We start from the raw sequence: 25,240 nt of genomic DNA, 5'->3' as shown, positions 1-25,240 counted from the left end.
GACGGCCTGTTTAATTTTTGATTTACAAGGTTTGCACATCAAAAGGTTGATTGATTTTGTTCCATTGCTGGCTTTCGTATTCCAACGCTGAAGCAATCAATGGATGCTTGTCGAGCCAAGCTTCGCTGATGCGCAGCAACACGCTTTGCTTGTCTTCATCGGTGCGGAATTGCAGTTGGTTTGGTAATTCCAGCGGCAAACGTGCGCGGCAGAAGAGTGCAGCCAAGCGCAGCGACAAAATGGCATACCACAGCATTTGATCGTTACCGACGATATCAACCATTTTTTTCAAATCGCCGCGATGGCCAAGCACCAATTGCGACAAGATGGTTTGTTCTTTGCGTGAAAAGCCGGGCATATCGGCATATTCCAAAATATAGGCCGAATGTTTGTGGTAGCCGGTGTGGGCAATGTCCAAACCGATTTCATGTAATAAGCCAGCCCAGCGCAAGAATTGTTTCCAATTGGTCAAGTCTTGTACCGGCACATTCAGCGCCAAGCATATGTTTTCCATGAAAGCTTGCGCCGTTTCCGATACACGCTTGGCCTGGTTTTGGCTGACATGATAGCGTTTTTGGAATTCGGCTGTGGTTTGGTCGCGCATATCGGCATTTAATTTACGGCCGATGAAATCGTAGAATACACCGTCGCGCAATGCTGCTTCGGTGACCATCATTTTTTTGATTTCCAGCTCTTCAAAAGCCGCCATCATCACGGCCAAACCGCCGGCGAATACTTCCACGCGCTCTGGTTTTAAGTCGCTTAATTTGGCTTTTTTCACGGAGCCGGCCTCTATGATGCGTTCGGCCAGTTTTCTCATGCCTTCGTAAGTGATGTCGGATTCTTGCGGATATTCGGCAGCCAACACGTCACGGATGGCTTTGGCCGAACCGGAAGTGCCTACCGAGAAGTCCCAGCCGGTGCGCTTCATGATTTTGCTGATGCGTTGGATTTCGTTGCGTGCAGCAGAAATGGCAGCTTGGAAATCTTTAGCAGTGATTTTGTTTTGGAAAAAACGCATGCTGTAGGTTACGCAGCCTAATGCCAAGCTTTCGGTATTGGTCGGTTTCAAGTCTGAGCCGATAACAAATTCAGTCGAGCCGCCGCCAATGTCGATGACCAACATGCGGTCGCCGTTGGGTGGTAGGGTGTGCACCACGCCGGTGTAAATCAAACGTGCTTCTTCGCGGCCGGCAATAACTTCAATCGGAAAGCCTAACGCAGCTTCTGCTTTGGGAATAAATTGGGCAATATTTTTAGCGACACGGAAGGTATTGGTAGCTACTACGCGTACTTGCTCAGACTGAAAGCCTTGCAGCCGTTCACCAAATTTAGCCAAACACTCCAAAGCGCGTTGTTGTGACTCTTCGCTAAGGAATTTTTGTTCGTCCAAACCGGCAGCCAAGCGCACCATTTGTTTGAAGGAGTCAATAATTTTAAGTTGGCCGTTATTATTTTCACAGATTTGCAGGCGGAAGCTGTTGGAACCTAAGTCCACAGAAGCAAGAAGGTTTGAGCTGGGGGCTGTCATAGGAATGAATCGGATGGGATAAAATGAAGACGTTATGTTACATGGCGCCAAAAATACTGTCATCCCCTAATGTGGGTATCTTTTGATTCAATACAAAGATGGGCGTAGAGTGGATTGCCAAAAAATAGCCCAGGTTTTTCAGGGGAGTGGTTGAAGGCTATTAAGTCGGCAGAAATAATATGTGTAAACACAATATCTTAGCTTATGGAAAAAGCCTACCTGATTGCTGATAGGCCATTGCTTGTCGATTAGTATGCGGCTGATTGTTTTTTTACTTTGTTCAGGGCGTTGTCGGAACGCAACGTGAAGGCAATAGGCCGGATGAAAATTCTTTATCGGATATATTCCATAATTGTTGGTAACAGCGTGATCGATTGATTTTGCATACCAAATTAGGCGGCTGCAATAAAGCAAATGCAAAGAGTTTTGAATCCTGTATAATCCTCCCGTTAACGACTTTTCAGGTTTCAGACGGCCTGATGCTGCATCAGGCCGTCTGGGGAATAATGATGGCTAGAGATAACCGCATACAAATGTTTCCGCATGAATGGCGCGCCAGTACGACACTTTCAGGTGTCTATGCGCTGAGAATGTTAGGCATGTTTTTGGTATTGCCGGTGTTGGCTTTATATGCGGCAACCTTGCCCGGCGCGGAAAACGACAAAGCCTTAATCGGTTTGGCCATGGGTATTTACGGCTTGACGCAGGCATTGCTGCAATTGCCGATGGGCATGGCTTCGGATAAGTTTGGCCGTAAAAAAGTAATTTACATTGGCCTGATTATTTTTGCTGCCGGCAGCTTTATGGCGGCGGTAGCTGATTCTCTAATCATGCTGGTGGTGGCGCGCGCTTTACAGGGTGCAGGCGCAGTGAGCGCGGCGGTAACGGCTTTATTGGCGGATTTGACGCGCGATGAAGTGCGCACCCGTGCCATGGCGATGATTGGTTTGAGCATTGGCCTGACTTTTTCCGTGAGCTTGGTGCTGGCGCCGATGATGGCGGCTTGGATTGGTGTGCAGGGCTTATTTGCCCTGACCGGCGTGCTGACACTGATCAGCATCGGCGTGGTGGCATGGTTAACGCCCAATCCCGAGCAATCGCGTGTGCACGATGATGCGCAAGCCCAGCCGGGTCGGGTGGCGGAAGTATTGAAAAACCGCCAGTTATTAAGCTTGGATTTCGGTATTTTCGCGCTGCATGCGGCGCAAATGGCGCTGTTTACCACCTTGCCGTTTGCCATGGAAGCATTGGGCTTGCTAAAAACCCAGCATTGGAAAGTGTATCTGCCGGCAACCATTATCGGCTTGGTGTTGATGGTGCCGCTGATTATTGTTGGTGAAACACGCAATAAGCTGAAACAAGTGTTTATTTTCGGCATTGTGTGCATTGCTTCAGCGCAAATCGCTTTGATGTTTGGCCTGAACTCGATTTGGCTCATCACAGCGTTTATGATTATTTATTTTATCGGTTTCAATGTGTTGGAAGCCAGCCTGCCGTCGATGGTGTCGAAAATCGCGCCGTCGGATTTGAAGGGTACGGCAATGGGTGTGTACAATACCATGCAATCCATCGGCCTGTTTGTCGGCGGCACGATTGGCGGGGTGTTGTTCCAGCATTACGGTTTCAACGGCGTGTTTGCGTTTTGCAGCGCGTTAATGTTGGTGTGGCTGCTAATTGCTTGGGTATCACCAGCGCCGAAGCCGGTGAAAAACATAGCTTATGCGGTTCAACCGCAATGGCAGGGGCGAACTGACGCGCTTTACCATGCGCTGATCGGATTATCCGGTGTGGAAGCGGTAACGTTCAGCCAAGACAAACAAACCGTTTATATTAAAGCGTTGCAAAAAGGTTTCGACCCGTCGGCGGCGGAAAAAATCATTTTAGGAGATTAATATGTCATTGAATAAAGTCATCCTTATCGGCCGCTTGGGTCGCGACCCGGAAGTCCGTTACATGCCCAACGGTGAAGCCGTGTGCAACTTCAGCATCGCCACCAGCGAAACATGGAACGACCGCAACGGCCAGCGCCAAGAGCGCACCGAGTGGCACAACATCACTATGTACCGCCGCTTGGCTGAAATTGCGGGGCAATACCTGCGCAAAGGCGGCCAAGTATATTTGGAAGGCCGCATCCAAAGCCGCAAATACCAAGGCAAAGACGGCATCGAGCGTACTGCTTACGATATCATCGCTAGCGAAATGAAAATGCTCGGCGGCCGCAACGATAATTCAGGCGGCGCACCTTATAATGATGGCGGCTATGACCAAAGCGGTTATCAAGGTTCGCAAGGCGGCTACCAACAATCGGCACCGCAGCAATCTTACCAATCCGCTCCGGCTCACCAGCAAGAAGCGCCAAGCGCACCACCGGCTGCCCCGGCTCGTCGCGCACCAACCGCTCCGGCTGCTCCGGTTGATGATATTGACGATGATATTCCGTTTTGAGTTACATATAATTTAAAACTGTAAAATAAAACCCATATAAATATAGAGAACCCTTTATTTTAAAAGGGTTCTCTTTTTTTACATTAATTTTGACACAACATCTTTAATTTGATAGTATTTATATATGATATTTTTGTAAATTAAATGAATATGTATAGATTAGAAACAGTCCTTTTTTCAAATGGAGAACGTTTTCCTATATTGGTTAATGTTAAAACTGGTATTCCTGATTTTTATTCAACCTTATGGGTAACTGTGGAACTACGTAATCAATCCGCAGTAAACACAATTAGAAATAAGCTGGGAACTATACAGTGGATAATGAATTGGGAAAAACAGAATAATCTTGTTATTAGTGATCTAATTCATAACAAAGTACTCTTAACAGAAAACCAATTAGAATCTCTTATTCGGCATATGAGAATAAATGTAAAAAAGCAAAAGAATGTAATCAATACAAAAAAAAGTGTGTTAATGAAAGGTAGGACTCAATTTATTGATATTTATTCTGCCGTATCTCTTAGTCATCAATATAATAGACTAACAACGCTTTCAGAATACATATTATTTCTATCTAAAGTAATTAATGTATCTAATGAATATATTGAAAAATTGACGAAACTAATTACGTTAATTAAAGAGTCAAGACCTAAAAATCATAAAACATTATCTATCAAACCAGAAAGTGTGCTACCTGATGGATTGTTAGATGAGTTTATGTCTATTGCGAACTTTTCTAATCCTAATAATCCATTTCAAGATATTGGAATTAGAAAAAGAAACCATTTGATGTTTATCTTATTAAAGGAATTAGGGATTAGAAGAGGAGAGCTATTATCAATTCAAATCCCATTTATTGATATAGGAACAGCTAAATCCTCAATTACAATTAGACGAACGCATGATGATAAATTTGACACAAGGAAGAAGCAAGCTGTAAGTAAAACGAAAGAAAGGCGACTTCCTATTTCACAAAATATAGCTCAACTTATCAATGACTATATTATGAACTATCGCTCTAAGATTCCTAACGCTAATAAACATCCATATTTATTTGTAACCCATCGAAAAGGAAAAACGCAAGGAAACCCAATTAGTACCAGTTCTTTTGATAATGTTATTGTACCAACGATGAAAAAGATAGATTCTAAATTTTCAATTATTCATCCACATATTTTTCGTCATGAATGGAACTTAGATTTTTCACGAAAGGTGGATAAAAATAATCAAAATGTAAATCATGATTCTTCTCATAAAGATTTTATTTCTCCTGAAAAAGAAGCAAAGATGAGACAACATCTTATGGGACATACATCCGAGAAATCAGGAAATATTTATAATCAACGTTATATAAGAGAAAAAGCTAACAAGATATTATTAGATCTTCAGATTGAGTTTCAAAAAAAGGTTGATAATTATGAATCAGAATAAACGTCTTAGACAGTCAAGAGATGGGTATGTATTTGATGAAAATGAAAACTCTTGGCATATAAGTAAAGATATTACAATTAATTTCTCTCAAGCTGTATTAGATATAGATCATAAAACACTAGCAGGATTTAAAAAAACACTTGCTATTTATGCTGAAAAATATTCTAGCTACCATACTTTTAATATGCATCGTCGATTCCAAGAATTTGTAATAAGTACTAACTCAAATATTATTGATACATCTGTGATAATAAATTGGAAAGCTACTTTAGGTAAAGAGCGTGAGTGGCATTTAGGAGCATTAAAGGGTTTTTTACTGTCATGGCATGAGTATGGCTATTATGGAGTTGATAAATCTGTTGTGTCATTGCTAGAAAGCTTTACGTTGAGTGGAAATGATAAAGGTAAATCGGTATTAATGAGATGCCCTTATACAGGAGCATTTACCGAAAATGAAATTTTGGCTTTAATGGCTGAACTTGCTAGACTTTGGAGAGAAGATCTTATTTCATTTGAAACATATGCATATATTCACTTACTTCAATCTACAGCTAGAAGACCCATTCAAATACGCCATTTAAAATTTGAAGACCTAAGAAAGGAAATCTCTCAAGGAACATGGAATTATTTTCTAAATATCCCTAGTGCAAAAAAAAGAGGAGGGTTATTTAGAGAAACGTTTAAAAAGCTTGCTATCACAGAGGACTTATATTTAATTCTCCTAAACTTTATGGAACATCAATATAAGAAATTGCTTAGTCTGGTTGATGAAACCTTTATTTCTAGTTATAAAATGAAATTACCAATGTTTATTGATTGGAATTGTTTAAAGAAGAATATCAAAAATAGGAATTTTGATCTTTCATTATTAAGCAAAGATATTTTTCATTATTCTGCTTCTTCGTTGGAGCTATACGCATTACGAAAATTCTGTATTCACCAAAAAGCAATTTCAGAACGAACAGGTGAAATTATTCATGTAACAGCAAGACGTTTTCGCCATACTAGAGGAACAAATCTAGGAAGAAAAGGGGTTGGGGCAACGATTATAGCAGAGCTCCTAGATCATACAGATACACAAAACGTTAAAGTTTATACTGAAAATACAGCTGATACAGTGCAATACATTGATCGTGTTATGGGTGCTGAAATGGGAAAACTAGCTCAAGCATTTACAGGTAGAATTATTTCTAACTTAAATGAAAGCGAGAGGGGGCACGATCCAACATCTTTAATAACCAATAACGGAATAGATACAATAGGTGCTTGTGGTACAAATGATTTTTGTATAACTGGCTATGAAACTTGTTATTTATGTCCTAAGTTTAGACCGCTCGTTGATGGTCCTCATCAACAAATCTTAAATAAGTTGTATGAGGAAAAGGAAGAACGTTTAAAACAGACTAAAAGCATAGATTATGCATCATCCAAAGATCGTATTATTCTAGCTGTTGAGTATGTTGTTCAAGCTTGCAATGATATGAAAAGAACTATGGGGAGCCACTGATTATGAACAATCTAATTTTTACTCCGAAAGATAATAATCCTAAATCTAATTTAGAGCAATTTATTAATTTCAGTAAAAATCAGCTTACTACCTTTGGAAATGATTGCTGGGAAAACAACCAATGGAAAACAACATTCAGCATTTATCCAGTTCAGGTTCGTTTTTCCACAGAAAGAATTAAATCTACAGCTTATAAATATGAGCCATTAGCTGCACCATTCATTGAATTTGCCAAAGCCTATATTCGTTATACTTATTCTCTAAGTCCTATTCGGAATTTAGCCCGACATACTGAATCTTTACGTATAGTTGAAATGGCTCTCTACAATATTAAAGGAAAAGCTGACATACTTCAGCTTGATTATTTAGTTATTCATGAAGTAGAAAATATCGTATCAAAGAAATATAAAAAAGGTACGGAATCAGTCAATAAATTAGGTTATCAACTTCAAAAGTTATTTGATTTTTGTAGAGAAAATCAAATTACACCTCAACTACCTTTATGGGAAAATCCTTATAAACGCCCTAGAGATTTGACTATACTACTGGATGATAAAGGAAAAGAATACCGTTCAAGTAAAATGCCAACTGATGAAGAAATGATGCTGGTTGCTAAACTCTTTCATGATGCCCCTAATTTAGACAAAGAAACTGAATATTATACAGCTGTTATGGCTCTACTTATGGTCGCTCCATCTCGTTGTTCTGAGTTGATGTCTTTATCTGTTAATTGCTTAGAATGGGAGAATGATAGCTTAGGAAATAAGCAATTAGGTATTCGATGGATACCTGCAAAAAATGGTAAAGTGGGATTAAAATGGGTTCCTAGCTGTATGCAAGATATTGTTGTTGAAGCCGTTAAACGTTTAACAAGTATAGGCTCCTTAGCAAGAGGGGTTGCTAAATTTGCGGAAGAAAATCCTAATATATTGATGTTATCGAATAAAGAGGCTGCTCCATCCCATTTTTTATATCAAAAACCTTTGACTAATAGTGAAATAGCTGAAGTGTTAGATATTGATTCCCAAAATATCTGTAACACCAAATGGTTTAAAAATTTAATAAGTGAAAATGATGGAATTATAACTTATGAGGTGTTAGGAAAATTTTTATATAAAAAATATACATCAAAATTTCATAATTGGCCTTATGTTGATAAACATAAAAATGTTAAGGTTTCTGAAGCTTTATTATTATTTAGAGAAAATGAATTTCATGATGACTTTTCCCCTAAAAGTTTTTCTTTTGTGTTACCAACGGTGAATCAAATTAATAATAGGTTTTGCTATTCTAAAACTCGTCCTAAAACATCATTATGGGAAAAACATTGTATAGGCACATCCAAAGGAGAATTCATAAGATTACCATCACACAATGCAAGACATTGGTTAAGTACAAAAGCTGAACGAGGAGGAATGGATGAGTTAACTTTAGCTAATTGGGCAGGACGAGCAAGAGTTGCAGATAACAAGGCTTATGATCACAGAACAGAAGAAGAAAAAAGTGAATCAGTTAGGAATTTACTCATTCCCGAAGATATTTCTATCTTAGATAAAATTCATTTGAATCTTCCTATTACCTATGAAGACTTAGGGAAAGATAGAATTGGAATCGCAACGGTAACAGAAATAGGGATCTGTGAACATGATTATGCAATGTCTCCATGTTCTCGTCATGGTGATTGTGAAACATGTAAAGAGCTTATTTGTATTAAAGGATTAGAGTCTTCTTTAGAAATATTAAAGCAACGTGAGACTCAATTAACCGAGCAATTTAATAAAGCCAAAGAACACCATAAAATAGGTGTTTTTGGTGCAGATCGTTGGATAAGTAACCTAGGATGGAGATTAACACATATAAAAACTAAAATTAAGTTCTTAGAAAATAGTGAAATCCCAAATGGATCATTATTAAGAATGCCTGATGAGTACGACCCTTCTCCAGTTAAATTAGCTTTACAGGAAAAGGGAATGGATATAGATCTTCAAAAGCCTGAAACAGCTAGATTAGACGATGATTTATATAGACTAATGGAGTTATAGTATGCCTAAAATTCTTATCACAGAGGAAAATTTAGAAGATATAATCATGTTGATTAATACTTGGGAGGGTAAATTAACATGGGATTTACTTTGTTCTGAAGTTTCACAACTATTGAATATTAAAAGCATTGAAAGACAATCACTAGCTAATTATAGTGATATACAAAAGGCTTTTAGTACACGGAAACAAAGAATAAAAGAAAACTCTAAAGCTAATCCTCAACCAAATGTAACGATAGATTATTTGCAAAAACAAGTAAATAATTTAAAGGCTCAAGTACAACGATTGGAAGAAATCAATGAGCAATACAAGCAAAAATTCATTGTATGGCAGTATAATGCATATATGCATGGAATGACAGAAGATAAGCTAAATAAGCCACTTATTGCAGTTAATCGCCAGCATCGATAAAGAGATACCGTTTGAAATTTAAATTTCAAACAGTATTTTTTCAAAAAGATTATCCTTCTCTTCTTGGGATTCTATCCTCCGGTGTTACTGATGTTAATTTGGCTAATTTCGGGGCTAGCCATTCTCTGAGGTCATCCATTAAGGAATAAACTACAGGCACAAATACTAGGCTCAACAAGGTTGAGGCGATTAAACCACAAATGACAGCGATTGCCATAGGTGCTCTAAATGCCGCGCCTGCACCGCTGGCAAACACAGCCGGGATCATTCCCGCTACCATTGCAATGGTGGTCATTAAAATCGGGCGGACACGTTCCGAACCCGATTGAATTAAGGCTTGATGGCGTATCATTCCTTGTTGACGTTTTTCTATCACGAAGTCCACCAGCAAAATGGAGTTTTTAGTTACGATGCCCATTAACATCAAAATGCCGATCACAGAAGACATATCCAACGCTGCACCGTAGGCGAGCAAGCCAACTGCTGCGCCGCCAATAGAGAGCGGAAGTGCGGTCAAAATGGTAAGCAGTTGCAAGAAATCCTTGAACAACAATACCAGCACTAACAACACCATCGCTACGCCAGACGCCATAGCAAAGCCGAATTGGCTGAACATTTCGTCCATCATTTCCGCATCGCCCGATGATGGCACACGCACGCCGTCAGGCAGGTTTTGCATTATCTGTAGCTCGTTGATTTGAGATAATGCGGTGCCGATGGTTTGCCCTAAGGCTAAATCTGCTTCCACTGCAATGCAGCGTTCACGGTCGAAACGCTCTAAACTTGCCGATGAATATCGGCAACGATACGGCACTTATGGCGAGCTCGTGAATATGCCTGTTCACGCAGTGGTAAAACACCCTGAAAATCTGACGATGGAGCAAGCGGCTGCCAGTTGGATGATGTTTGTAACCGCATACGGCGGTTTGATTGAATTTGGCAAGGTGCAAAAAGGCGATTTTGTTGTATTGGGCGGAGCGACCAGCTCGGTAGGCATTGCCGCCATTCAAATCGCCAAAATGCAAGGGGCAAACGTGATTGCTCTGTCTCGCACGCACGCCAAAGGCGATGTGCTTTTACAGAAAGGGGCGGATTTTGTGATTGCCACCAAAGAAGATGACGTTACGGCTAAATTACTAGAAATTACAAACGGCAAAGGCGTGAATTTGGTGTTCGACCCTGTGGGTGGCAAAGAAGCAGCAAAAATTATCAACGCAATGACACAAGACGGCAAATACATCATCTACGGTGCATTAAGCCACGATGATATCGCCGTGCCTGTGTTCCCAATTTTAGGCAAACACTTAACCGTGCGAGGCTATGAATTGTTTGAAATCACTACCGTACCAGAAAAACTCGCTCAAGCGAAAAAATTCGTGTTTGACGGCTTAGCAAGCGGTCAATTAAAACCAGAAATTGACAAAGTTTTTGCTTTTGATGAAATGGCGGAAGCTCACCGTTATATGGAAAGCAATGCACAGATTGGGAAGATTTTGGTAAAGGTTTGATTGTTTTAAGGTAAATATGCCGTCTGAAAAATAAGTTTCAGACGGCACATCGTTATTTTACCTGCCGATTAAGCCACCACACTAGCGAGAGCATCACAGGCACTTCCACCAGCACACCGACCACCGTTGCCAATGCCGCCCCCGAGTGCAAACCGAACAAAGAAATTGCCACCGCCACCGCCAATTCAAAAAAATTACTCGTGCCAATCAAGCACGCAGGGGCGGAAATTTCGTGTGGTAATTTGAGCTATTTTGCCAAAACGTGAGCCAAGGCAAAAATGCCGTAAGTCTGTGCCAGCAAGGGAATGGCAATCAGCAAAATAATCAAGGGATTGGCAATAATGGTTTGGGTTTGAAAGGCAAACAGCAACACCACCGTCAAAATCAAACCCATAATGGAAAAAGGTTTCAGGCTGCCTGAAAAATATTCCACTATTCTTTTTCTTTAATACCTTGAATAATCTGACACTTATCAACCGTTTTATTTTCACAACCCACAAATTGCATTAGAAAAGTTTTAACTTGTTGTAGTTCTGTGATTTGTTCGTCCAAATATGCCAAATGTTGCTCGGCAAGTGCATTGATTTCATTGCATTGTTTGTTAGGCGTTTGTTGTAATTGCAACAGCGTTTTGATGTTACTTAAAGAAAGACCGATATTACGGCAAGTTTTAATAAAGTGTAATTGTTCTAACTGATTTTCATCAAACACACGATAGCCGTTTTGTTGATGTGTAGGGGCGATTAAGCCTTGTTTTTCATAATAACGAATGGTTTCCAAATGTACGCCTGTTTGTTCACTGGCTTGTTTTATTTTAAAAAATTTTGACATTTTGGCTTGACCCTGTAATGACTACGGAGTTTATAGTATAGGAAATTTCATCTTAAAACAGGAGCAAAAAAAATGGCGTGCCAAAATTGTTGTGGTTCAAATCAGCCCATTCATCAATCGCCCAAGTACAAAAAAGCCTTGTGGATTGTCTTGATATTAAATTTATCAATGTTTTTTGTGGAAATTGTGATGGGGGTTAAATCAGGTTCAACTTCGCTGTTGTCGGACAGTTTGGATTTCTTGGGCGACAGTGCCAATTATTTGATAAGTTTGATTGTTTTGCCAATGGCGTTAAGTTACCGAGCCAAAGCATCTATGGTTAAGGGGCTAACGATGGGCGGTTTTGGTTTATTTATTTTAATGACAACCATTTATCGTGTGTTTTATGGGGAAATGCCCAGTTATTCTGAAATGAGCATTGTGGGATTTTTGGCGTTATTGATCAATGTGTCGGCATTGTTGATATTATTAAAATTTCGTGATGGCGACAGCAATGTCCGCAGTGTGTGGGTGTGTTCCCGAAACGATGCGATTGGTAATGTGGCGGTAATTTTGGCGGGTATGGCAGTTTATTTTTTTCAATCAAAATATCCTGATTTAATTGTGGCGTTTGTTTTGGCATTTTTGGCATTACAAGCCAGTCAAGAAATCATCAAAAGGGCTTGGGCGGAATTAAAAGTCAGTTAATTTAAAACACCGTTTGGATTGATGTTCAAGCGGTGTTTTTATTTTTAAATTTTGCAAAATAACTTTCAGGCTGCCTGAAAAACCTACACCCCTTTATTCCCCAGCGATTTTCGGTTTATCCACCACACCAGCGAGAGCATCACAGGTACTTCCACCAACACACCGACCACCGTTGCCAATGCCGCCCCAGAATGCAAACCGAACAAAGAAATTGCCACCGCCACCGCCAATTCAAAAAAATTACTCGTGCCAATCAAGCACGCAGGGGCGGAAATTTCGTGTGGTAATTTGAGCCATTTTGCCAAAACGTGAGCCAAGGCAAAAATGCCGTAAGTCTGTGCCAGCAGGGGAATGGCAATCAGCAAAATAATCAAAGGGTTGGCAATAATGGTTTGGGCTTGAAAGGCGAACAGCAACACCACCGTCAAAATCAAGCCCATCACGGAAAAGGGTTTTAGGTTGCCTGAAAATTGTGCCACCGATTTACCCGATTTTTGTAAATAAGAGCGGGTAAGCCAGCCTGCCAGCAAGGGCAGCAGCACATACAAAACCGTGCTTAAAATCAAGGTGTTCCACGGAATTTCTATGTCGCTTACGCCGAGCAATACGCCTGCAATCGGAGCATACGCCACAATCATAATCAAATCATTGACCGAAACCTGCACCAAAGTGTAATTGGGGTCGCCTTTGACCAGTTGCGACCACACAAACACCATTGCCGTACACGGTGCCACACCCAGCAAAATCATGCCGGCAATGTATTCTTGTGCCGACTGTGCGTCCACCCAACCTGCAAAAAACACCCGAAAAAATAACCAGCCGAACACCGCCATCGTAAACGGCTTGACCAACCAGTTGATAAATAAGGTTAAAAATAAGCCCTTTGGTTTTTTGCCCACGTCTTTGATTGCCGACCAATCAATCTGAATCATCATCGGATAAATCATCAGCCAAATCAGTATCGCCACAGGCAAATTCACATGAGCCACTTCCAAAGATGCAACCCATTGAAATACATTGGGAAACCAAACACCCAAAATCACGCCCAGCACAATCGCCAACGCCACCCAAAGGCTTAAAAAACGTTCAAACAACCCCATGATTTACTCCTTATGATTAATAATTTCGCCGTCTTCTTTGACAAACGGGGTCGCAAAAGGCGGTAAAAATGCCAAAACTGTTTCGGACGGACGGCATAATTTCACGCCTTTTTCGCTCACCACAATCGGACGATTGATTAAAATCGGTTCACGAAGCATGGCGGTGATGAGTTCGTCATCGCTTAACTTTTCGTTTTGCAAACCAAGCGTTTCATACGGCACTACATTCGTCCTAAGTAACTGGCGGGGCGTGATGCCCATGCGTTTGATTAAATTACGCAAAGTCGCTTCATCAGGCGGATTTTTCAAATATTCAATCATGTGTGGCTCAATACCAGCGTGGCGGATGAGTGCCAGCACATTGCGTGAAGTACCGCAGTTTGGGTTGTGATAAATGGTGATGTTCATAGTTACTCCAATCTTTCAAGAAATATAGAAATATTTGGCAATAATTTTTCAGGCTGCCTGAAAATCACTGGCAAGATTCGCCTGTTTGAGAACAGCAGTTTTGGGTCAGAAAATGGGTCAATGCCATCATCAAATCCAGCTCGGCAAAATAACGCATGTGCCGTCCTTCCTGCACCACACGCACAAGCCCCGAATGCAACAGGCTTTTTAGATGAAAAGACACATTATTCGGGGCAAGGTTAAGCTGTTTTGCCAAGTCGCCAGCAATCATGCCAGTACTGCCTGCGGCGGTAAGTTGTTGAAAAATCGCCAGTCTTATCGGAGAAGACAGGCTCTCAAAGAGTTTGCTTGCTTGTATCGTATTCATAGGCGTAATTATAACAAGAAATTTCAATATTTCAAGTATGATTGAAATGTTTTTTTAATTGCCCGAAACCATCTTTCCAAATCAAAAAACCAACTTCCCATTTTTCGCTATTCTTATCCTAATTTCAATACATTAAAATACGCTCATTCCATTTCATAAATAAGGTAAAAAAATGACCAAACAAATTCAATTTACAAAAACAGGTTCGCCTGATGTCCTGCAAATCGTTGATGTACAAATCCCCGCCCCAAAATCGGGCGAAGTGCAAATCCAAATGCACGCTTTGGGACTAAACCGTGCCGAGATGATGTATCGGGAAGGGGCGTATGTGATTGACTCTGTGTTCCCTGCGACTTTGGGTTATGCAGGGGCAGGCGTGGTCGTGGCGGTGGGCGATGACGCTGGCGAATTTCAAATCGGCGACAAAGTGAGCGTCTGATCTGCACCCCAAAAGTTGGATTAAAAACCAACTGATTAAGGTGCAGATTTTTTATGACGAAATACAACCAATCTTTCAAACAAGAAGTGATCGCATTTTTTCTCCAAAACGGGAAAAATTGCTCACTCACTCGCCAGCAATTTCAGCTTAAAGCCTCCACGCTACGTCGTTGGATTTCGCAATATAACTATAATGGAATCAATAGTTTAGCCGTACTGGGTAAGAAGCAAAAATATTCCCCAGAATTTAAATTAACCGTCATACAAGCGGTCAAAAAGGGGCAATTTTCTGCAGAAAGTGCTTGTCTGCATTTTGGTATTGCTAATTCAGGGGTGATTAGCCAGTGGTTGCAAGCCTTTGAAAAACAAGGTATAAACGGCTTATTTCCAAAGCCGAAAGAACGACCAGCAATGAAACCGAAATACCCGAAAATGCCTCCCCCCCAAAACCGAAGAAGAACGCTTGCGTTATCGGATTTTGGAACTGGAAGCGGAGAATGCTTACCTAAAAAAGTTGCGGGAACTCAACCAAGCAAAAATGCGGAAAAAGTAGCCATCATGAAAATGTTGAGGGTAAATTTTTCCTTGGAAATATTACTCCATTTGACAGGTTTAAAACGCTGTTCATTCTTTTATCATTTACAGCTTAAAATTGATAAAAATGTGGCAATTAGGCAGGAAATTGTTGAGATTTATCGCAAAAATGACGGCAATTATGGCTATCGTCGTATTACGTTAGCATTGCGAAAAATGTTCGGTGCAATTAACCATAAGCGTGTGCAAGCGATAATGCAACAGCTTGATTTAAAAGGAAAATGTAAGCAGAGAAAATATCGTTCTTACAAAGGCGAAGTGGGTAAAATTGCCGAGAATTTATTGCGACAGGATTTTCACACAAACGCTCCAAATGAAAAGCTCGTCACGGATATTACCGAGTTTAAATGTGCGGAAGGCAAACTTTATCTTTCGCCGATTAAGGACTTATTTAATGGCGAAATTATCGCCTATGACCTTGCCCGAAGCCCAAACTTTGAGCAAATAATGCGAATGATGAAACAAGCTGTCGCAAAGCTCCCGCAAGGAGCAAGCCTGATTTTACATTCCGACCAAGGATGGCAATATCAGATGGCAGGTTATCAGGCGATATTGAAACAAAACGGCATCGTGCAAAGTATGTCAAGAAAAGGAAATTGCTTGGATAACAGTGCGATGGAAAGCTTTTTCGGGCGATTGAAGACGGAATGTTATTTTGGTAAACGATTTGAAACATTTGAGCAACTCGAACAAACTATTCACAAATATATTCATTATTACAATCACGAGCGTATTCAAGTGAGACTAAAAGGACTAAGCCCTGTAGCATACAGAACTGAGTCCTTGAATTAACGTAGTCTAACTTTTTGGGGGCAGATCAATAATTAAATTTTGTAAAAATAAATCATAAAAAACCAAGAGAAGAAAATACTCACTTTTATTAAAGCATCAAGACCATAAAATATTATCTATATAACCGGAAAGTGAATTACCAGATAGGTTATTAAATAAGTTCATATGTAGCCACTGTTATCGGTGTATTGGTTGAAGTGCCTGTGATGCTCTCACTTGTTGCGTTGTTAAACCGTTGGAATAAATAATGACAAGCAGAGGGATTTTCGCAATTTACAAATTTTCACGAAAATCCCTCTATTTTTATAGTTAGATACCACTATTCCACTTTAAACATCCCCATCATACCGAGATTTTCATGTTCTAAAATATGGCAATGGTACATTTTCAACCCAGTATGTCCTTGCTTAAAGCGAATAATCACTTTTTCATAAGGGCGTAAATTAACCACATCTTTTAACGCTCTGCCTTCTGGCTTAAAGGTTTTACCGTTTAACGTATGTTGAATTACTTCAAATTGAGTGCCGTGTAAATGGAATGGATGATCCATATGGCTTTCATTGAAGATTTCCCACTGTTCCACTTCATTCAATTTGGTAACAAAATCAATACGGTTCATATCAAAGGTTTGACCGTTGATTAAGAACATACCATTCATCATTGGTGGAATAGGGTTGTCCGTTGGTGTTGTAGTAGCGTGATGTGTACCGTGATTCATCATTGGCATATTCGTATGGTTCATCATTTTTTCACTAAAGCGAATTTGGCGAACCTGCTTTGGCTCATCCCAGTTAGGCAAGGACCTTAAGCTTTCAGGTAACTGAACAGGTTCTGATTTCACCTGAATTGTGGCTAAAGTGAGATCTTTAGGCTGTTCTTGCACCATCATCTTACGGCGATCATAATAACCGCTTTGTAAATTGACTGTTCCTTGCGTTTCACCCACCATAATCACTTCAACGCGTTCGGCTGGTGTAAGTAGCAGTTCATCAACAGGCGAGCGAGGTTTTTCAAGTAAACCACCTTCGGTACCCACCACAATCCATTTCACCCCTGGAATGTTTAAACGAAAATAACGAGCGCTAGTGGCATTCCAAAGACGGATTCGTTCATTCGTTTTCACTTGAATCTGGGGCTGATATTGACCGTTGATTAACACAAATTCACCCTCACGGCCGTTCATCCAATCTAACATCGTGTTTGCTGGAATGGTGCCATCGGCATTTAAACGCAGATCGGAAATCACCCAATGTTGTTCAGGAAGGTGTGCAAGCGGATCATTTTTCGCTTTAACAACGAAAGTGCCTGCTAAGCCTTTATAGACTTGTTCGGAAACATGGTCATGTGGATGAGGGTGGTACCAATATGTCCCAGCACTGCCTTGAGGTAGCGTAAAGCGATAGACTTTTTTCCCTTGCGGTTCAACCATATCCATCGGGTTACCATCCGCCTCATTTGGTACATCTAAGCCGTGCCAATGTACTGTTGAGGGTTGTGGTAGGTGATTGATAAATTCAATTTCTACGGTGTCGCCTTCAAATACTTCAATTTGTGGCCCTGGTAGTTGTCCGTTATAAGCCCAAAATTCCGTTTCTTTATTGTCTGCGAGGCGAATTTTAATTGGCTCTGCTTTTAAAGTGGCTTTGAATAGCCCTGCTTGAGTCGATTGATTAGCAAGTTTTGGCAATATCCCATTAAGCGATAAACCTGAAGGCATCGCCTCAGTTGGCATTAGGCCAGTAGGTACTGAATGCATCATCGCCATATTGCCATGTTGTGCGTGGTTCATCATATTCGCAAGGCTATAAAGCGAGCTACTGGCTAAGCTAATTCCAATTCCATAACGTAAAAAATCTCGACGTTTCATTCTTTCACCCCCCTATTGGTTATAGGATTTGAATACTTCACTTTCACCGTTTTTTTTAATTAAAACAACATCATAAGGATCTTTGCGTCCGCCGTATGCTTCACCGTCCATACCTGGTGAACCAATCGGCATGCCAGGTGCGGACAAGCCAACTGCATCGGGTTTTTCTGCGAGTAAACGTTTGATATCCTCAGCAGGTACATGTCCTTCAATCACATAGCCATCAATCACTGCCGTGTGGCAAGAGGCGTGTTCATTTTTAATGTTAAAGCGCTTATGAGCATCATAATTGCCTGTTTCGTTGACTTTAATCTCAAAACCGTTTTTCTGCATATAGCTGATCCATTCATTACAACAGCCACAAGTCGGGCTTTTCCACACTTCCATAGAAAGTGTTTGTGCTTGAACACAAGCGGTTATCCCTAAACTTAAAAGCAACAATAAGCGGGTGAATTTATGTAATTTCATAAGATGTCCTTATTTTTATTGAGATGGAATGGCGCAATGTTAAAGCTTGACCTAGGGTTAAGGTCAAGTAATCTGAAAAAATTCTATCATTTGAAAATTTTTCTCAAAATCCTACTGCTTGTAGTAGAGATATGCCAACGTACCATCCACTATTATTTTTTAAAATGTGATCAGAATGATTATTTATGATGTTCTGAATGACCACCTTGAGTATTCGGCATATTCATATTAGGGTTCATTTCTTGATGCATCTTCATCATTTCTTCAGGCGTTATTTCGCCCGTCATCATTTGGTTGTGCATTTCTGTCATTTGTTTAGCATCCATTTGCATTGAATGAGTCATTGCTGGTGTAGTGGGTTGATAGCCTGCTGAAATAGGATCTGCCATGCCAAAGATCATAGCAAAGTGACTCACAAATAAGAAAATCACAAGATAAACCGCATGTAATTTAATTTTTGCACTATCCACGAGATTTTTATGAATAACTTTTAATTCCATGAGTAAAATAATAAAAATAGGAAAGGTAGCTAATAATAGTGATGCAATTGATGCGATATCTACCCAACCACGCCATTCAGTAATAGTCGGTACGATAATAAAACCAACATAAGCGGCTACAATCGTGTAATAAACACCGAGCACAACACTTAAAATTTTATTCCAATGTTTCCAATGATTATTAGTGTTGTCTTTATAGAATAAGGCAAAAAATTCCGTTGCAACAAGCAATTCTCCAATAATCATTGGAATGACCATAAATAAAATAAGGTTCCAAGGCGAAGCAGCTAATAGCTCCATATAATGTGTCATAATCATTTTTTTACTCCTAAGTTTGATTAATTGTCTAACATAAAAAATGAATTTGTGATGAAATGCATATTCATTTTTATAAGTACACTATATCGTTTCTTTCTCAACATAAAGATGACGGCAACATTACAATTTTGTCATCTTCGCTTTTTGATTTAATAACTTGTTATAATTCTGAAACACATAAGGAGACATTGTGAAAATTTTAGTTGTAGAAGATGAAATCAAAGCCGGAGATTACTTAAAACAAGGTTTAAGTGAAGCCGGTTTTATGGTTGATATCGCACGCAATGGCGTAGATGGTTTACATTTTGCTTTAACTGAAGATTATCAATTGATCATTTTAGATGTAATGTTGCCAAAATTAGATGGCTGGCAAGTGTTACAAATGTTACGTCAAGCTGAGAAAAAATTCCCTATTTTGTTACTGACTGCAAAAGATCAAGTAGAAGATAAAGTGAAAGGATTAGAGTTAGGTGCAGATGATTATTTAGTGAAACCTTTTGCCTTTGCAGAACTGTTGGCGCGCGTTCGTACATTACTTCGCCGTATTCCAAATGAAGAAAAAAAGATTCAGACAACATCATTAAAAATAGCAGACTTAGAATTAGATTTACTGAAACGGAAAGTAAGTCGAGCAGGTCATCGCATTGATTTAACTACCAAAGAATTTGCTTTACTGGAGCTACTCATTCAACGGCAGGGAGAAGTATTACCTCGTATGCTCATTGCCTCTCATGTTTGGGATATGAATTTTGATAGCGATACTAATGTGATTGATGTCGCGATTCGTCGTTTACGCAATAAAATTGATGATGGTTATATCCCCAAGCTTATTCACACAGTACGTGGCGTGGGATATGTTTTAGATCTAAGGGAAGAAGATGATGTATAAACGATCTCTCACTTTTCGCCTTTCAGCCTTATTTGCTATCGTGATGGTAAGCCTATTGAGCCTACTCGGTTTTTTCGGTTTCTCTGCACTTGAACAACATTTTCAACAACTCGATCAAAACGAGTTAAATAATAAAGTGCGGTTAATTCAACAAGAAATTAGTCATACAGCCGTTGATGAACTAATGACCGTTTTAAATAAACAGATCGCTCGCTATACTTCAACATCAGATTTAGTCATTTACTATAATCAAGCGGAATTTGCTCACTCAAAAAATGTCTCATCAATTCCCGCCAATATTCAAAAAGATATTCAGCAAACTCAAGACATTTCAATGCTATTAGAATGGGAGAAGGACGCACATACTTTGCGTGGTGTCGCATTTTCAGCAACTACATTAGATAAAATTGTCTTACAAGGTATCTTATTTTCATCGACAGGACATCATCTTCTTTTTATGCAAAATATCAAAATCAGTTTTGTTATTTTTGTACTCATTTTAAGTGGAATAGGCTCAATTTTAGGATATTTAAGCGTCAGGAGTACACTTAAACCACTCCAAAAAGTACAAGCATTAGCCAATAAAATCACGGGCAAAAAATTAAATCTTCGATTAGAACTCACAGATATTCCCATAGAATTACAATCCGTTGTAGAAGGTATTAATCAAATGTTGGCAAAGTTAAATGATGAATTTCAACGTTTATCCACATTTTCATCTGATTTAGCCCACGAATTCCGTACACCCATTAATAATATGTTGACCCAAACGCAAGTTACGTTAAGTCAAAAACGAGAAAACAAACAATATATTGATATTCTTTCTTCTAATGCCGAAGAACTAGAACGACTTGCTCGTACTATTTCCGATATGCTATTTCTCGCAAAAAATGAAAATGGACAATATATTAAAGAAAAACAATTAGTTAATCTTTCTCAAGAAATTACCGCTCTTTTTGCTTTTTTTGAATTTGTTGCAGAAGAAAAACAGGTTAAATTGCTTTTAAAAGGTTCAGGCGAATTATACGGCAATGCCTTAATGCTACGCCGTGCAATCAGTAATCTACTCTCAAATGCATTACAATATGCCAATCGCCAAAGTGAAATTGTGGTAGAAATTCAAGAGCAAAAACAACAACTCATTCTATCTGTTTACAATCAAGGCGAACCCATTCCAGCTGAAGATTTACCACATTTATTTAATCGTTTTTATCGTGTTGAAAAGTCCCGAACCCGACAATCTGCCAAAGACAATGGCACAGGTTTAGGACTTGCGATTACCAAATCTATTGTTAATGCCCACAATGGCGAAGTCAGCATTATGTCAGATCAAACAGGGACAAAAATAACAATGTCTTTTTATAAGGCGTAAGCGGTAATATTTGGGCAAATTCTTGCACAGACTAAAGCTCTCATTTTGCCCAAATATAGCATGTCATATCACGCTTATTATTGAAAATAACTCAACACCCTATTCAATATTTCCTAGCTAATCAAAATAATCTTTTGCTTTTACAATAGCTACATTCTTATTAAACAGAAGTAAAAAATGAACCCCTTAAAAATCGCTTTATTTTCCGCCGCACTTTTGACGACCAGTATGGTACAAGCAAAAAGTTTGATTATTTATTTTTCGCAACCTGAAAGCTATACCGCTGAGCAATTAGTGGACGGTGTTTCAGGGGCGAGTAAGCTGATTAAAAACGGCGAAATGCTGGGCGCAAATGAATATTTGGCGAAAGAAATTCAGAAAAACACAGGCGCGGAATTATTCCGTTTGGAAACGGTGCAAAGCTATCCGATCACTCATCAGCCGTTGCTAGATTTTGCGCAAAATGAACAGCGTCAAAATATCAAGCCAGCGTTGAAATCGCTGCCTAATTTAGCGGACGTGGACACGGTATTTTTGGTCTATCCGATTTGGTGGTATCAAATGCCGATGTCGCTTTATTCTTTGCTTGAACAGGTAGATTTTAGCGGAAAAAATATCGTGCCTGTGGTCGGACACGGCGGTAGTCGTTTGGGTGGAACGGATAAAGATATTCAGCAGCTTCAACCCCAAGCCAAAGTGAAGAAAGGTTTTGAAGCGTATTTGCATAAAACGGTGAGAGCAGAGCCTGAAGTAGAAAAACGATTGGCGAAGTTCTTAACTGAAAATGGTTATAACAAATAATTTGTAGGGGCACACTGAGTGTGTCCATCTTGTTATATTGCCTTTTACGGACACACGCCGTGTGTCCCTACATTGATTATTATGAAGAAAAAATATCTCTTCCAACTCGCTCAAGATTTGGTTCTCACGGCAATTTTGCTTTCGCTTTTTGGTTATCATCTTTATGAAGAAATCACGCACGAATGGCTCGGCTTGGTCTTTTTTGCTTTGATTATCTCACATCTTTCGCTGAATATCTGGTGGCTCAAAAAGACCTTTTCAGGCAGTTATAACAGCTATCGCATTTTGCAAAGTGCGGTCAATTTTGCAACTTTTTTGTTATTTTTAACCGCTTGTATCAGTGGCATTATGCTTTCTAAACATCTATTGGTGGAAATGCTATTCCACTCTACCACAGATTTAATGCGAAAAATTCATATGATCAGCACCCATTGGTTGCAAATTTTAGTGGGTGTACATTTGGGGTTACATTGGAAACCTATTGCTAATTTATTCGCAAATGGCTACCGTTTAGATCTTGAACATTGGCTTGCACGCAGGCTTATTCCAGCTTGTTGGCTGATTATTGCCGCTTATGGTATTTTCGTTTTTGTGCAACGAGAGTTGTTACCCTATTTATTGCTACAAGTAGATTTTGCCTATTTCAATTATGATGAACCGCAAGCGGTCTTTTATTTTGACTTTCTTGCGATTTTAATTGCGCTGGCTTACAGCACAAGATTTTTGGTTTGGTTCTTTTTATTTAGGAAAAAAGATGTCAAAAGTTAAATCTATTTAGATATTCTGTATAAATAACCTAAATGGCGGATAGATAGAAACGATCTTATACTCGCCACAATTTTATTAATTAAGGATAGCCAAATATGAAGAAAATTAATGTTGCCATTGTGGGGAGTGGGTATTCTACCCATATTTTCCACGTTCCCTTTTTTAAAAATGATCATCGGTTTAACGTGATAAAATTTTTTGAGCGTTCAACCACTCGGGCATTAGCATGGTTCCCCAACATTGATATTGTGTCAAATTTTGAAAAGTTACTGACTGATGAGGTGGATTTAATCGTGATTAGTCAATAAGTGTAAAAATGGCATAATCAACTCAATGAATTTATGGACAAATATTATCTGTTTGGTATTTTATAGTAAGTACATTGTGTAAAAATAAAATCTGAAATCTAGTCTTTTCATTCTTTATTTTTACGTATTCACACTTCAATTTTGACAAGTTAATATTTAATTGATTGATTTTAAAGCATTTTATAATTTACATTTTATAAATGATATAGAAACAACCTTTCTAATCATTAGGTATAAGCAGGTTGAGACCTTTGCAAAATCTCTATCTTTGGTACATTTCTTCGTTATGTGCTGCTCGAAAGCTTGCCTATCTTCGTGATATGTCTGCGCTTTCTGTGCTACTCTGACTTCGAACTGCACTCAAATCTGGGGTTTTGCAAAGGTCTCGGGCCGTCTGAAAAATCGATTCAATTTGTTTCAGATGGCCTATTGCTTGTGTACCCAATAAACCACGAATTGTCATGAAATCCTTTTTGGGGATTGCGGTTTTCAGGTTTGATGGTACAATAACGCTATTCAATTTTTTACGAACAAGCCGCTGAATACAGGCGGCTTGTATTTTTATTTTGCGCCCACGGTCTGACTGACCGTGGGCGCGACACCATCAATGAAGAAGCGTATAAACGCTTTGCGGAGAACATACCATGCAAAAAATTCCATTGACCGTGCGCGGCGCAGAATTGTTGAAACAAGAGTTACAACACTTGAAAAGCGTTGCCCGTCCGGAAGTGATTGAAGCGATTGCCGAAGCGCGTTCGCACGGCGATTTATCGGAAAATGCCGAATACGAAGCCGCCAAAGAGCGCCAAGGTTTCATCGAAGGCCGCATTTCCGAATTGGAAAACAAATTGTCTTTGGCACACATTATCAACCCCGCTGAAATCCATGCTGAAGGCAAAATCGTGTTTGGCAGCACTGTGACCTTGGAAGACTTGGAAACCGAAGAGCAAGTTACCTACCAAATCGTCGGTGAAGATGAAGCCGATATTAAAGAGCGTAAAATTTATGTCGGCTCACCGATTGCCCGTGCTTTGATCGGCAAAGAAGAAGGCGATGTGGCAGAAGTGCAAGCGCCGGGTGGCGTGCGCGAATATGATATTATTTCGGTGCAATATATTTAATTTATCTATTATTAGCACATGAATCCGTTATGGGATTTGAATCAGGCCGTCTGAAAGCATATACTTTCAGACGGCCTGATTAACAAGGGAGAAATGATGAATAAATTAGCTGTTGCTTTAGCCGCTATATGGCTGGGTATGCAAGTAATGGCAGGCTATGTTGCCGCGCCGGTGTTGTTTAAAAGTTTGCCTAAATTGCAGGCCGGTGCAATTGCAGGCGAGCTGTTTAACGTGGTGTCTTACACCGGTTTGGTGGTCTGGGCGTTGGTGTATTTTGTCGGCAAACGTACTGCGGCGGTGCGTAACGGGCAATCAATCAACGGTAAATTGATTGCGGTATTGTGGCTGGGTTTGGCTGCCAATCAATTTTTGGTAACGCCGGTGATTGAAGCGCATAAAACCCAAACCACCAATTGGCTGCTGAGTTTAACCGGCGGTTCATTCGGTATGTGGCACGGCATTTCCAGCTTGATTTATATGATTTGCGCGATTTTGGCGCTGGTGCTGGTGTGGCGGATTTCTGCTTTGGAATGGAAGTAAATTTAAAAAATCAAAAGGCCGAGATCTTCGCAAAATCCCTATCTTTGGCACATTTCTTCGTTGTGCGCTGTTCGAAAGTTTGCCTATCTTGATGATATGTCTACGCTTTCTGCGCTGCTACAACTTTTAACTGTACTCAAATCTAGGGTTTTGCAAAGGTCTCAGGCCGTCTGAAAATCATTCTTTCAGACGGCC

The 25,240-nt window shown here is 39.8% G+C and carries 26 protein-coding genes and 1 pseudogene; 17 read left to right on the top strand and 10 right to left on the bottom strand.

Annotation, left to right across the window (positions count from 1 at the left end):
• Positions 1-22 precede the first annotated feature (22 nt).
• Complete coding sequence (gene ppx / locus ACM67B_RS06240; protein WP_416188915.1) at positions 23-1,531, bottom strand: exopolyphosphatase; 1,509 nt, start codon at positions 1,529-1,531, stop codon at positions 23-25.
• A 509-nt stretch (positions 1,532-2,040) separates the two neighbouring features.
• On the opposite strand from ppx, the gene ACM67B_RS06235 reads away from it, so the two are divergent.
• The 6 genes from ACM67B_RS06235 (at position 2,041) to ACM67B_RS06210 (ending at position 9,368) form a co-directional block, all read left to right on the top strand.
• Positions 2,041-3,423 (top strand): MFS transporter, encoded by a 1,383-nt coding sequence (locus tag ACM67B_RS06235; RefSeq protein WP_416188914.1) that lies wholly within the window; start codon positions 2,041-2,043, stop codon positions 3,421-3,423.
• Position 3,424: 1 nt separating this feature from the next.
• Positions 3,425-3,976 (top strand): single-stranded DNA-binding protein, encoded by a 552-nt coding sequence (locus ACM67B_RS06230; protein WP_416188913.1) that lies wholly within the window; start codon positions 3,425-3,427, stop codon positions 3,974-3,976.
• 150 nt (positions 3,977-4,126) lie between these two features.
• A complete protein-coding gene (locus tag ACM67B_RS06225) occupies positions 4,127-5,407 on the top strand; it encodes a site-specific integrase (protein ID WP_416188912.1) in 1,281 nt (426 codons plus the stop codon).
• A complete protein-coding gene (locus tag ACM67B_RS06220; protein WP_416188911.1) occupies positions 5,394-6,914 on the top strand; it encodes a site-specific integrase in 1,521 nt (506 codons plus the stop codon). Before ACM67B_RS06225 ends, ACM67B_RS06220 begins: the two co-directional genes overlap by 14 nt.
• Positions 6,915-6,916: 2 nt before the next feature.
• Positions 6,917-8,956: an integrase gene (locus ACM67B_RS06215; protein WP_416188910.1), complete on the top strand. Its 2,040-nt coding sequence runs from the start codon at positions 6,917-6,919 to the stop codon at positions 8,954-8,956.
• 1 nt (position 8,957) lies between these two features.
• Positions 8,958-9,368, top strand: coding sequence for a hypothetical protein (locus tag ACM67B_RS06210; RefSeq protein WP_005631033.1), 411 nt, complete (start codon positions 8,958-8,960; stop codon positions 9,366-9,368).
• A 49-nt stretch (positions 9,369-9,417) separates the two neighbouring features.
• On the opposite strand, the gene ACM67B_RS06205 is transcribed toward ACM67B_RS06210, so the two are convergent.
• On the bottom strand, positions 9,418-10,116 hold the full coding sequence (locus tag ACM67B_RS06205; RefSeq protein ID WP_233437163.1) for an efflux RND transporter permease subunit: 699 nt from the start codon (positions 10,114-10,116) through the stop codon (positions 9,418-9,420).
• Positions 10,117-10,201: 85 nt separating this feature from the next.
• On the opposite strand from ACM67B_RS06205, the gene ACM67B_RS06200 reads away from it, so the two are divergent.
• Positions 10,202-10,876 carry a zinc-dependent alcohol dehydrogenase family protein gene (locus tag ACM67B_RS06200; protein ID WP_238327098.1) on the top strand — a complete coding sequence of 225 codons (675 nt, stop codon included), beginning with the start codon at positions 10,202-10,204 and terminating at the stop codon, positions 10,874-10,876.
• Positions 10,877-10,928: 52 nt separating this feature from the next.
• On the opposite strand, the pseudogene ACM67B_RS06195 reads toward ACM67B_RS06200, so the two are convergent.
• Both ACM67B_RS06195 and ACM67B_RS06190 read right to left on the bottom strand, forming a co-directional pair.
• Positions 10,929-11,282: pseudogene (locus tag ACM67B_RS06195) on the bottom strand (arsenical-resistance protein); the annotation flags it as partial.
• Between the two features lie 26 nt (positions 11,283-11,308).
• Positions 11,309-11,707 (bottom strand): Cd(II)/Pb(II)-responsive transcriptional regulator, encoded by a 399-nt coding sequence (locus ACM67B_RS06190; protein WP_416188909.1) that lies wholly within the window; start codon positions 11,705-11,707, stop codon positions 11,309-11,311.
• A gap of 72 nt (positions 11,708-11,779) precedes the next feature.
• Between ACM67B_RS06190 and ACM67B_RS06185 the strand changes: the two genes are divergently transcribed.
• Positions 11,780-12,394: a cation diffusion facilitator family transporter gene (locus tag ACM67B_RS06185; RefSeq protein ID WP_010907412.1), complete on the top strand. Its 615-nt coding sequence runs from the start codon at positions 11,780-11,782 to the stop codon at positions 12,392-12,394.
• A gap of 83 nt (positions 12,395-12,477) precedes the next feature.
• Here ACM67B_RS06185 and arsB read toward each other — a convergent pair whose 3' ends face one another.
• The 3 genes from arsB to ACM67B_RS06170 form a co-directional block, all read right to left on the bottom strand.
• Positions 12,478-13,494 (bottom strand): ACR3 family arsenite efflux transporter, encoded by a 1,017-nt coding sequence (arsB, locus tag ACM67B_RS06180; RefSeq protein ID WP_416188908.1) that lies wholly within the window; start codon positions 13,492-13,494, stop codon positions 12,478-12,480.
• Positions 13,495-13,497: 3 nt separating this feature from the next.
• Entirely contained in the window at positions 13,498-13,902 is a 405-nt protein-coding gene (gene arsC, locus ACM67B_RS06175; protein ID WP_416188907.1) for an arsenate reductase (glutaredoxin), read from the bottom strand.
• A gap of 64 nt (positions 13,903-13,966) precedes the next feature.
• Positions 13,967-14,269, bottom strand: a complete 303-nt coding sequence (locus tag ACM67B_RS06170; RefSeq protein ID WP_014550505.1) for an ArsR/SmtB family transcription factor — start codon at positions 14,267-14,269, stop codon at positions 13,967-13,969.
• Between the two features lie 172 nt (positions 14,270-14,441).
• Here ACM67B_RS06170 and ACM67B_RS06165 point away from each other — a divergent pair, with 172 nt between their 5' ends.
• Positions 14,442-14,708 carry an alcohol dehydrogenase catalytic domain-containing protein gene (locus tag ACM67B_RS06165; RefSeq protein ID WP_228064781.1) on the top strand — a complete coding sequence of 89 codons (267 nt, stop codon included), beginning with the start codon at positions 14,442-14,444 and terminating at the stop codon, positions 14,706-14,708.
• A 53-nt stretch (positions 14,709-14,761) separates the two neighbouring features.
• The gene (locus tag ACM67B_RS06160) at positions 14,762-16,093 is read left to right on the top strand and encodes an IS3 family transposase (RefSeq protein ID WP_416188906.1); all 1,332 of its coding nucleotides are present in this window, start codon (positions 14,762-14,764) and stop codon (positions 16,091-16,093) included.
• Between the two features lie 319 nt (positions 16,094-16,412).
• Here the strand turns inward: ACM67B_RS06160 and ACM67B_RS06155 are convergent, their stop codons facing one another.
• From ACM67B_RS06155 to ACM67B_RS06145, 3 genes are all read right to left on the bottom strand, one after another.
• Positions 16,413-17,960: a multicopper oxidase family protein gene (locus tag ACM67B_RS06155; RefSeq protein WP_047977617.1), complete on the bottom strand. Its 1,548-nt coding sequence runs from the start codon at positions 17,958-17,960 to the stop codon at positions 16,413-16,415.
• Positions 17,961-17,972: 12 nt separating this feature from the next.
• The gene (locus ACM67B_RS06150) at positions 17,973-18,428 is read right to left on the bottom strand and encodes a DUF411 domain-containing protein (RefSeq protein ID WP_416188905.1); all 456 of its coding nucleotides are present in this window, start codon (positions 18,426-18,428) and stop codon (positions 17,973-17,975) included.
• 179 nt (positions 18,429-18,607) lie between these two features.
• A complete protein-coding gene (locus ACM67B_RS06145) occupies positions 18,608-19,246 on the bottom strand; it encodes a DUF6803 family protein (protein ID WP_238398854.1) in 639 nt (212 codons plus the stop codon).
• A gap of 190 nt (positions 19,247-19,436) precedes the next feature.
• Between ACM67B_RS06145 and ACM67B_RS06140 the strand changes: the two genes are divergently transcribed.
• From ACM67B_RS06140 to ACM67B_RS06110, 7 genes are all read left to right on the top strand, one after another.
• Positions 19,437-20,135 carry a heavy metal response regulator transcription factor gene (locus ACM67B_RS06140; RefSeq protein WP_162857406.1) on the top strand — a complete coding sequence of 233 codons (699 nt, stop codon included), beginning with the start codon at positions 19,437-19,439 and terminating at the stop codon, positions 20,133-20,135.
• Positions 20,125-21,507, top strand: coding sequence for a heavy metal sensor histidine kinase (locus tag ACM67B_RS06135; protein WP_416188904.1), 1,383 nt, complete (start codon positions 20,125-20,127; stop codon positions 21,505-21,507). Before ACM67B_RS06140 ends, ACM67B_RS06135 begins: the two co-directional genes overlap by 11 nt.
• Before the next feature lie 177 nt (positions 21,508-21,684).
• Positions 21,685-22,308: a flavodoxin gene (locus ACM67B_RS06130; RefSeq protein ID WP_416188903.1), complete on the top strand. Its 624-nt coding sequence runs from the start codon at positions 21,685-21,687 to the stop codon at positions 22,306-22,308.
• An 81-nt stretch (positions 22,309-22,389) separates the two neighbouring features.
• A complete protein-coding gene (locus ACM67B_RS06125; protein WP_416188902.1) occupies positions 22,390-23,076 on the top strand; it encodes a DUF4405 domain-containing protein in 687 nt (228 codons plus the stop codon).
• Positions 23,077-23,171: 95 nt separating this feature from the next.
• Positions 23,172-23,384, top strand: coding sequence for a Gfo/Idh/MocA family oxidoreductase (locus tag ACM67B_RS06120; protein ID WP_416188901.1), 213 nt, complete (start codon positions 23,172-23,174; stop codon positions 23,382-23,384).
• Positions 23,385-24,028: 644 nt separating this feature from the next.
• Complete coding sequence (gene greA / locus ACM67B_RS06115) at positions 24,029-24,505, top strand: transcription elongation factor GreA (protein ID WP_095503589.1); 477 nt, start codon at positions 24,029-24,031, stop codon at positions 24,503-24,505.
• A 96-nt stretch (positions 24,506-24,601) separates the two neighbouring features.
• On the top strand, positions 24,602-25,045 hold the full coding sequence (locus tag ACM67B_RS06110; protein ID WP_416190528.1) for a DUF4149 domain-containing protein: 444 nt from the start codon (positions 24,602-24,604) through the stop codon (positions 25,043-25,045).
• Positions 25,046-25,240: the final 195 nt, after the last annotated feature.

The sequence above is a fragment of the Neisseria sp. CCUG17229 genome (assembly GCF_047839235.1).
In the GTDB taxonomy this organism is placed as follows: Bacteria; Pseudomonadota; Gammaproteobacteria; order Burkholderiales; family Neisseriaceae; genus Neisseria; species Neisseria brasiliensis.
This window is presented reverse-complemented; position numbering and strand designations above follow the sequence as displayed.

What these genes read in the sequence shown, in the direction of transcription:
- ACM67B_RS06230 (WP_416188913.1), top strand. Translation starts at nt 3,425, where the DNA reads ATGTCATTGAATAAAGTCATCCTTATCGGCCGCTTGGGTCGCGACCCG.
- ACM67B_RS06110 (WP_416190528.1), top strand. Translation starts at nt 24,602, where the DNA reads ATGAATAAATTAGCTGTTGCTTTAGCCGCTATATGGCTGGGTATGCAA.
- ACM67B_RS06170 (WP_014550505.1), bottom strand. Translation starts at nt 14,269, where the DNA reads ATGAATACGATACAAGCAAGCAAACTCTTTGAGAGCCTGTCTTCTCCG.
- ACM67B_RS06225 (WP_416188912.1), top strand. Translation starts at nt 4,127, where the DNA reads ATGTATAGATTAGAAACAGTCCTTTTTTCAAATGGAGAACGTTTTCCT.
- ACM67B_RS06135 (WP_416188904.1), top strand. Translation starts at nt 20,125, where the DNA reads ATGATGTATAAACGATCTCTCACTTTTCGCCTTTCAGCCTTATTTGCT.
- ACM67B_RS06165 (WP_228064781.1), top strand. Translation starts at nt 14,442, where the DNA reads ATGACCAAACAAATTCAATTTACAAAAACAGGTTCGCCTGATGTCCTG.
- ACM67B_RS06185 (WP_010907412.1), top strand. Translation starts at nt 11,780, where the DNA reads ATGGCGTGCCAAAATTGTTGTGGTTCAAATCAGCCCATTCATCAATCG.
- ACM67B_RS06235 (WP_416188914.1), top strand. Translation starts at nt 2,041, where the DNA reads ATGGCTAGAGATAACCGCATACAAATGTTTCCGCATGAATGGCGCGCC.
- arsC (WP_416188907.1), bottom strand. Translation starts at nt 13,902, where the DNA reads ATGAACATCACCATTTATCACAACCCAAACTGCGGTACTTCACGCAAT.
- ACM67B_RS06190 (WP_416188909.1), bottom strand. Translation starts at nt 11,707, where the DNA reads ATGTCAAAATTTTTTAAAATAAAACAAGCCAGTGAACAAACAGGCGTA.
- ACM67B_RS06155 (WP_047977617.1), bottom strand. Translation starts at nt 17,960, where the DNA reads ATGAAACGTCGAGATTTTTTACGTTATGGAATTGGAATTAGCTTAGCC.
- ACM67B_RS06125 (WP_416188902.1), top strand. Translation starts at nt 22,390, where the DNA reads ATGAAGAAAAAATATCTCTTCCAACTCGCTCAAGATTTGGTTCTCACG.
- arsB (WP_416188908.1), bottom strand. Translation starts at nt 13,494, where the DNA reads ATGGGGTTGTTTGAACGTTTTTTAAGCCTTTGGGTGGCGTTGGCGATT.
- ACM67B_RS06130 (WP_416188903.1), top strand. Translation starts at nt 21,685, where the DNA reads ATGAACCCCTTAAAAATCGCTTTATTTTCCGCCGCACTTTTGACGACC.
- ACM67B_RS06200 (WP_238327098.1), top strand. Translation starts at nt 10,202, where the DNA reads ATGCCTGTTCACGCAGTGGTAAAACACCCTGAAAATCTGACGATGGAG.
- ACM67B_RS06145 (WP_238398854.1), bottom strand. Translation starts at nt 19,246, where the DNA reads ATGATTATGACACATTATATGGAGCTATTAGCTGCTTCGCCTTGGAAC.
- greA (WP_095503589.1), top strand. Translation starts at nt 24,029, where the DNA reads ATGCAAAAAATTCCATTGACCGTGCGCGGCGCAGAATTGTTGAAACAA.
- ppx (WP_416188915.1), bottom strand. Translation starts at nt 1,531, where the DNA reads ATGACAGCCCCCAGCTCAAACCTTCTTGCTTCTGTGGACTTAGGTTCC.
- ACM67B_RS06210 (WP_005631033.1), top strand. Translation starts at nt 8,958, where the DNA reads ATGCCTAAAATTCTTATCACAGAGGAAAATTTAGAAGATATAATCATG.
- ACM67B_RS06215 (WP_416188910.1), top strand. Translation starts at nt 6,917, where the DNA reads ATGAACAATCTAATTTTTACTCCGAAAGATAATAATCCTAAATCTAAT.
- ACM67B_RS06220 (WP_416188911.1), top strand. Translation starts at nt 5,394, where the DNA reads ATGAATCAGAATAAACGTCTTAGACAGTCAAGAGATGGGTATGTATTT.
- ACM67B_RS06150 (WP_416188905.1), bottom strand. Translation starts at nt 18,428, where the DNA reads ATGAAATTACATAAATTCACCCGCTTATTGTTGCTTTTAAGTTTAGGG.
- ACM67B_RS06160 (WP_416188906.1), top strand. Translation starts at nt 14,762, where the DNA reads ATGACGAAATACAACCAATCTTTCAAACAAGAAGTGATCGCATTTTTT.
- ACM67B_RS06120 (WP_416188901.1), top strand. Translation starts at nt 23,172, where the DNA reads ATGAAGAAAATTAATGTTGCCATTGTGGGGAGTGGGTATTCTACCCAT.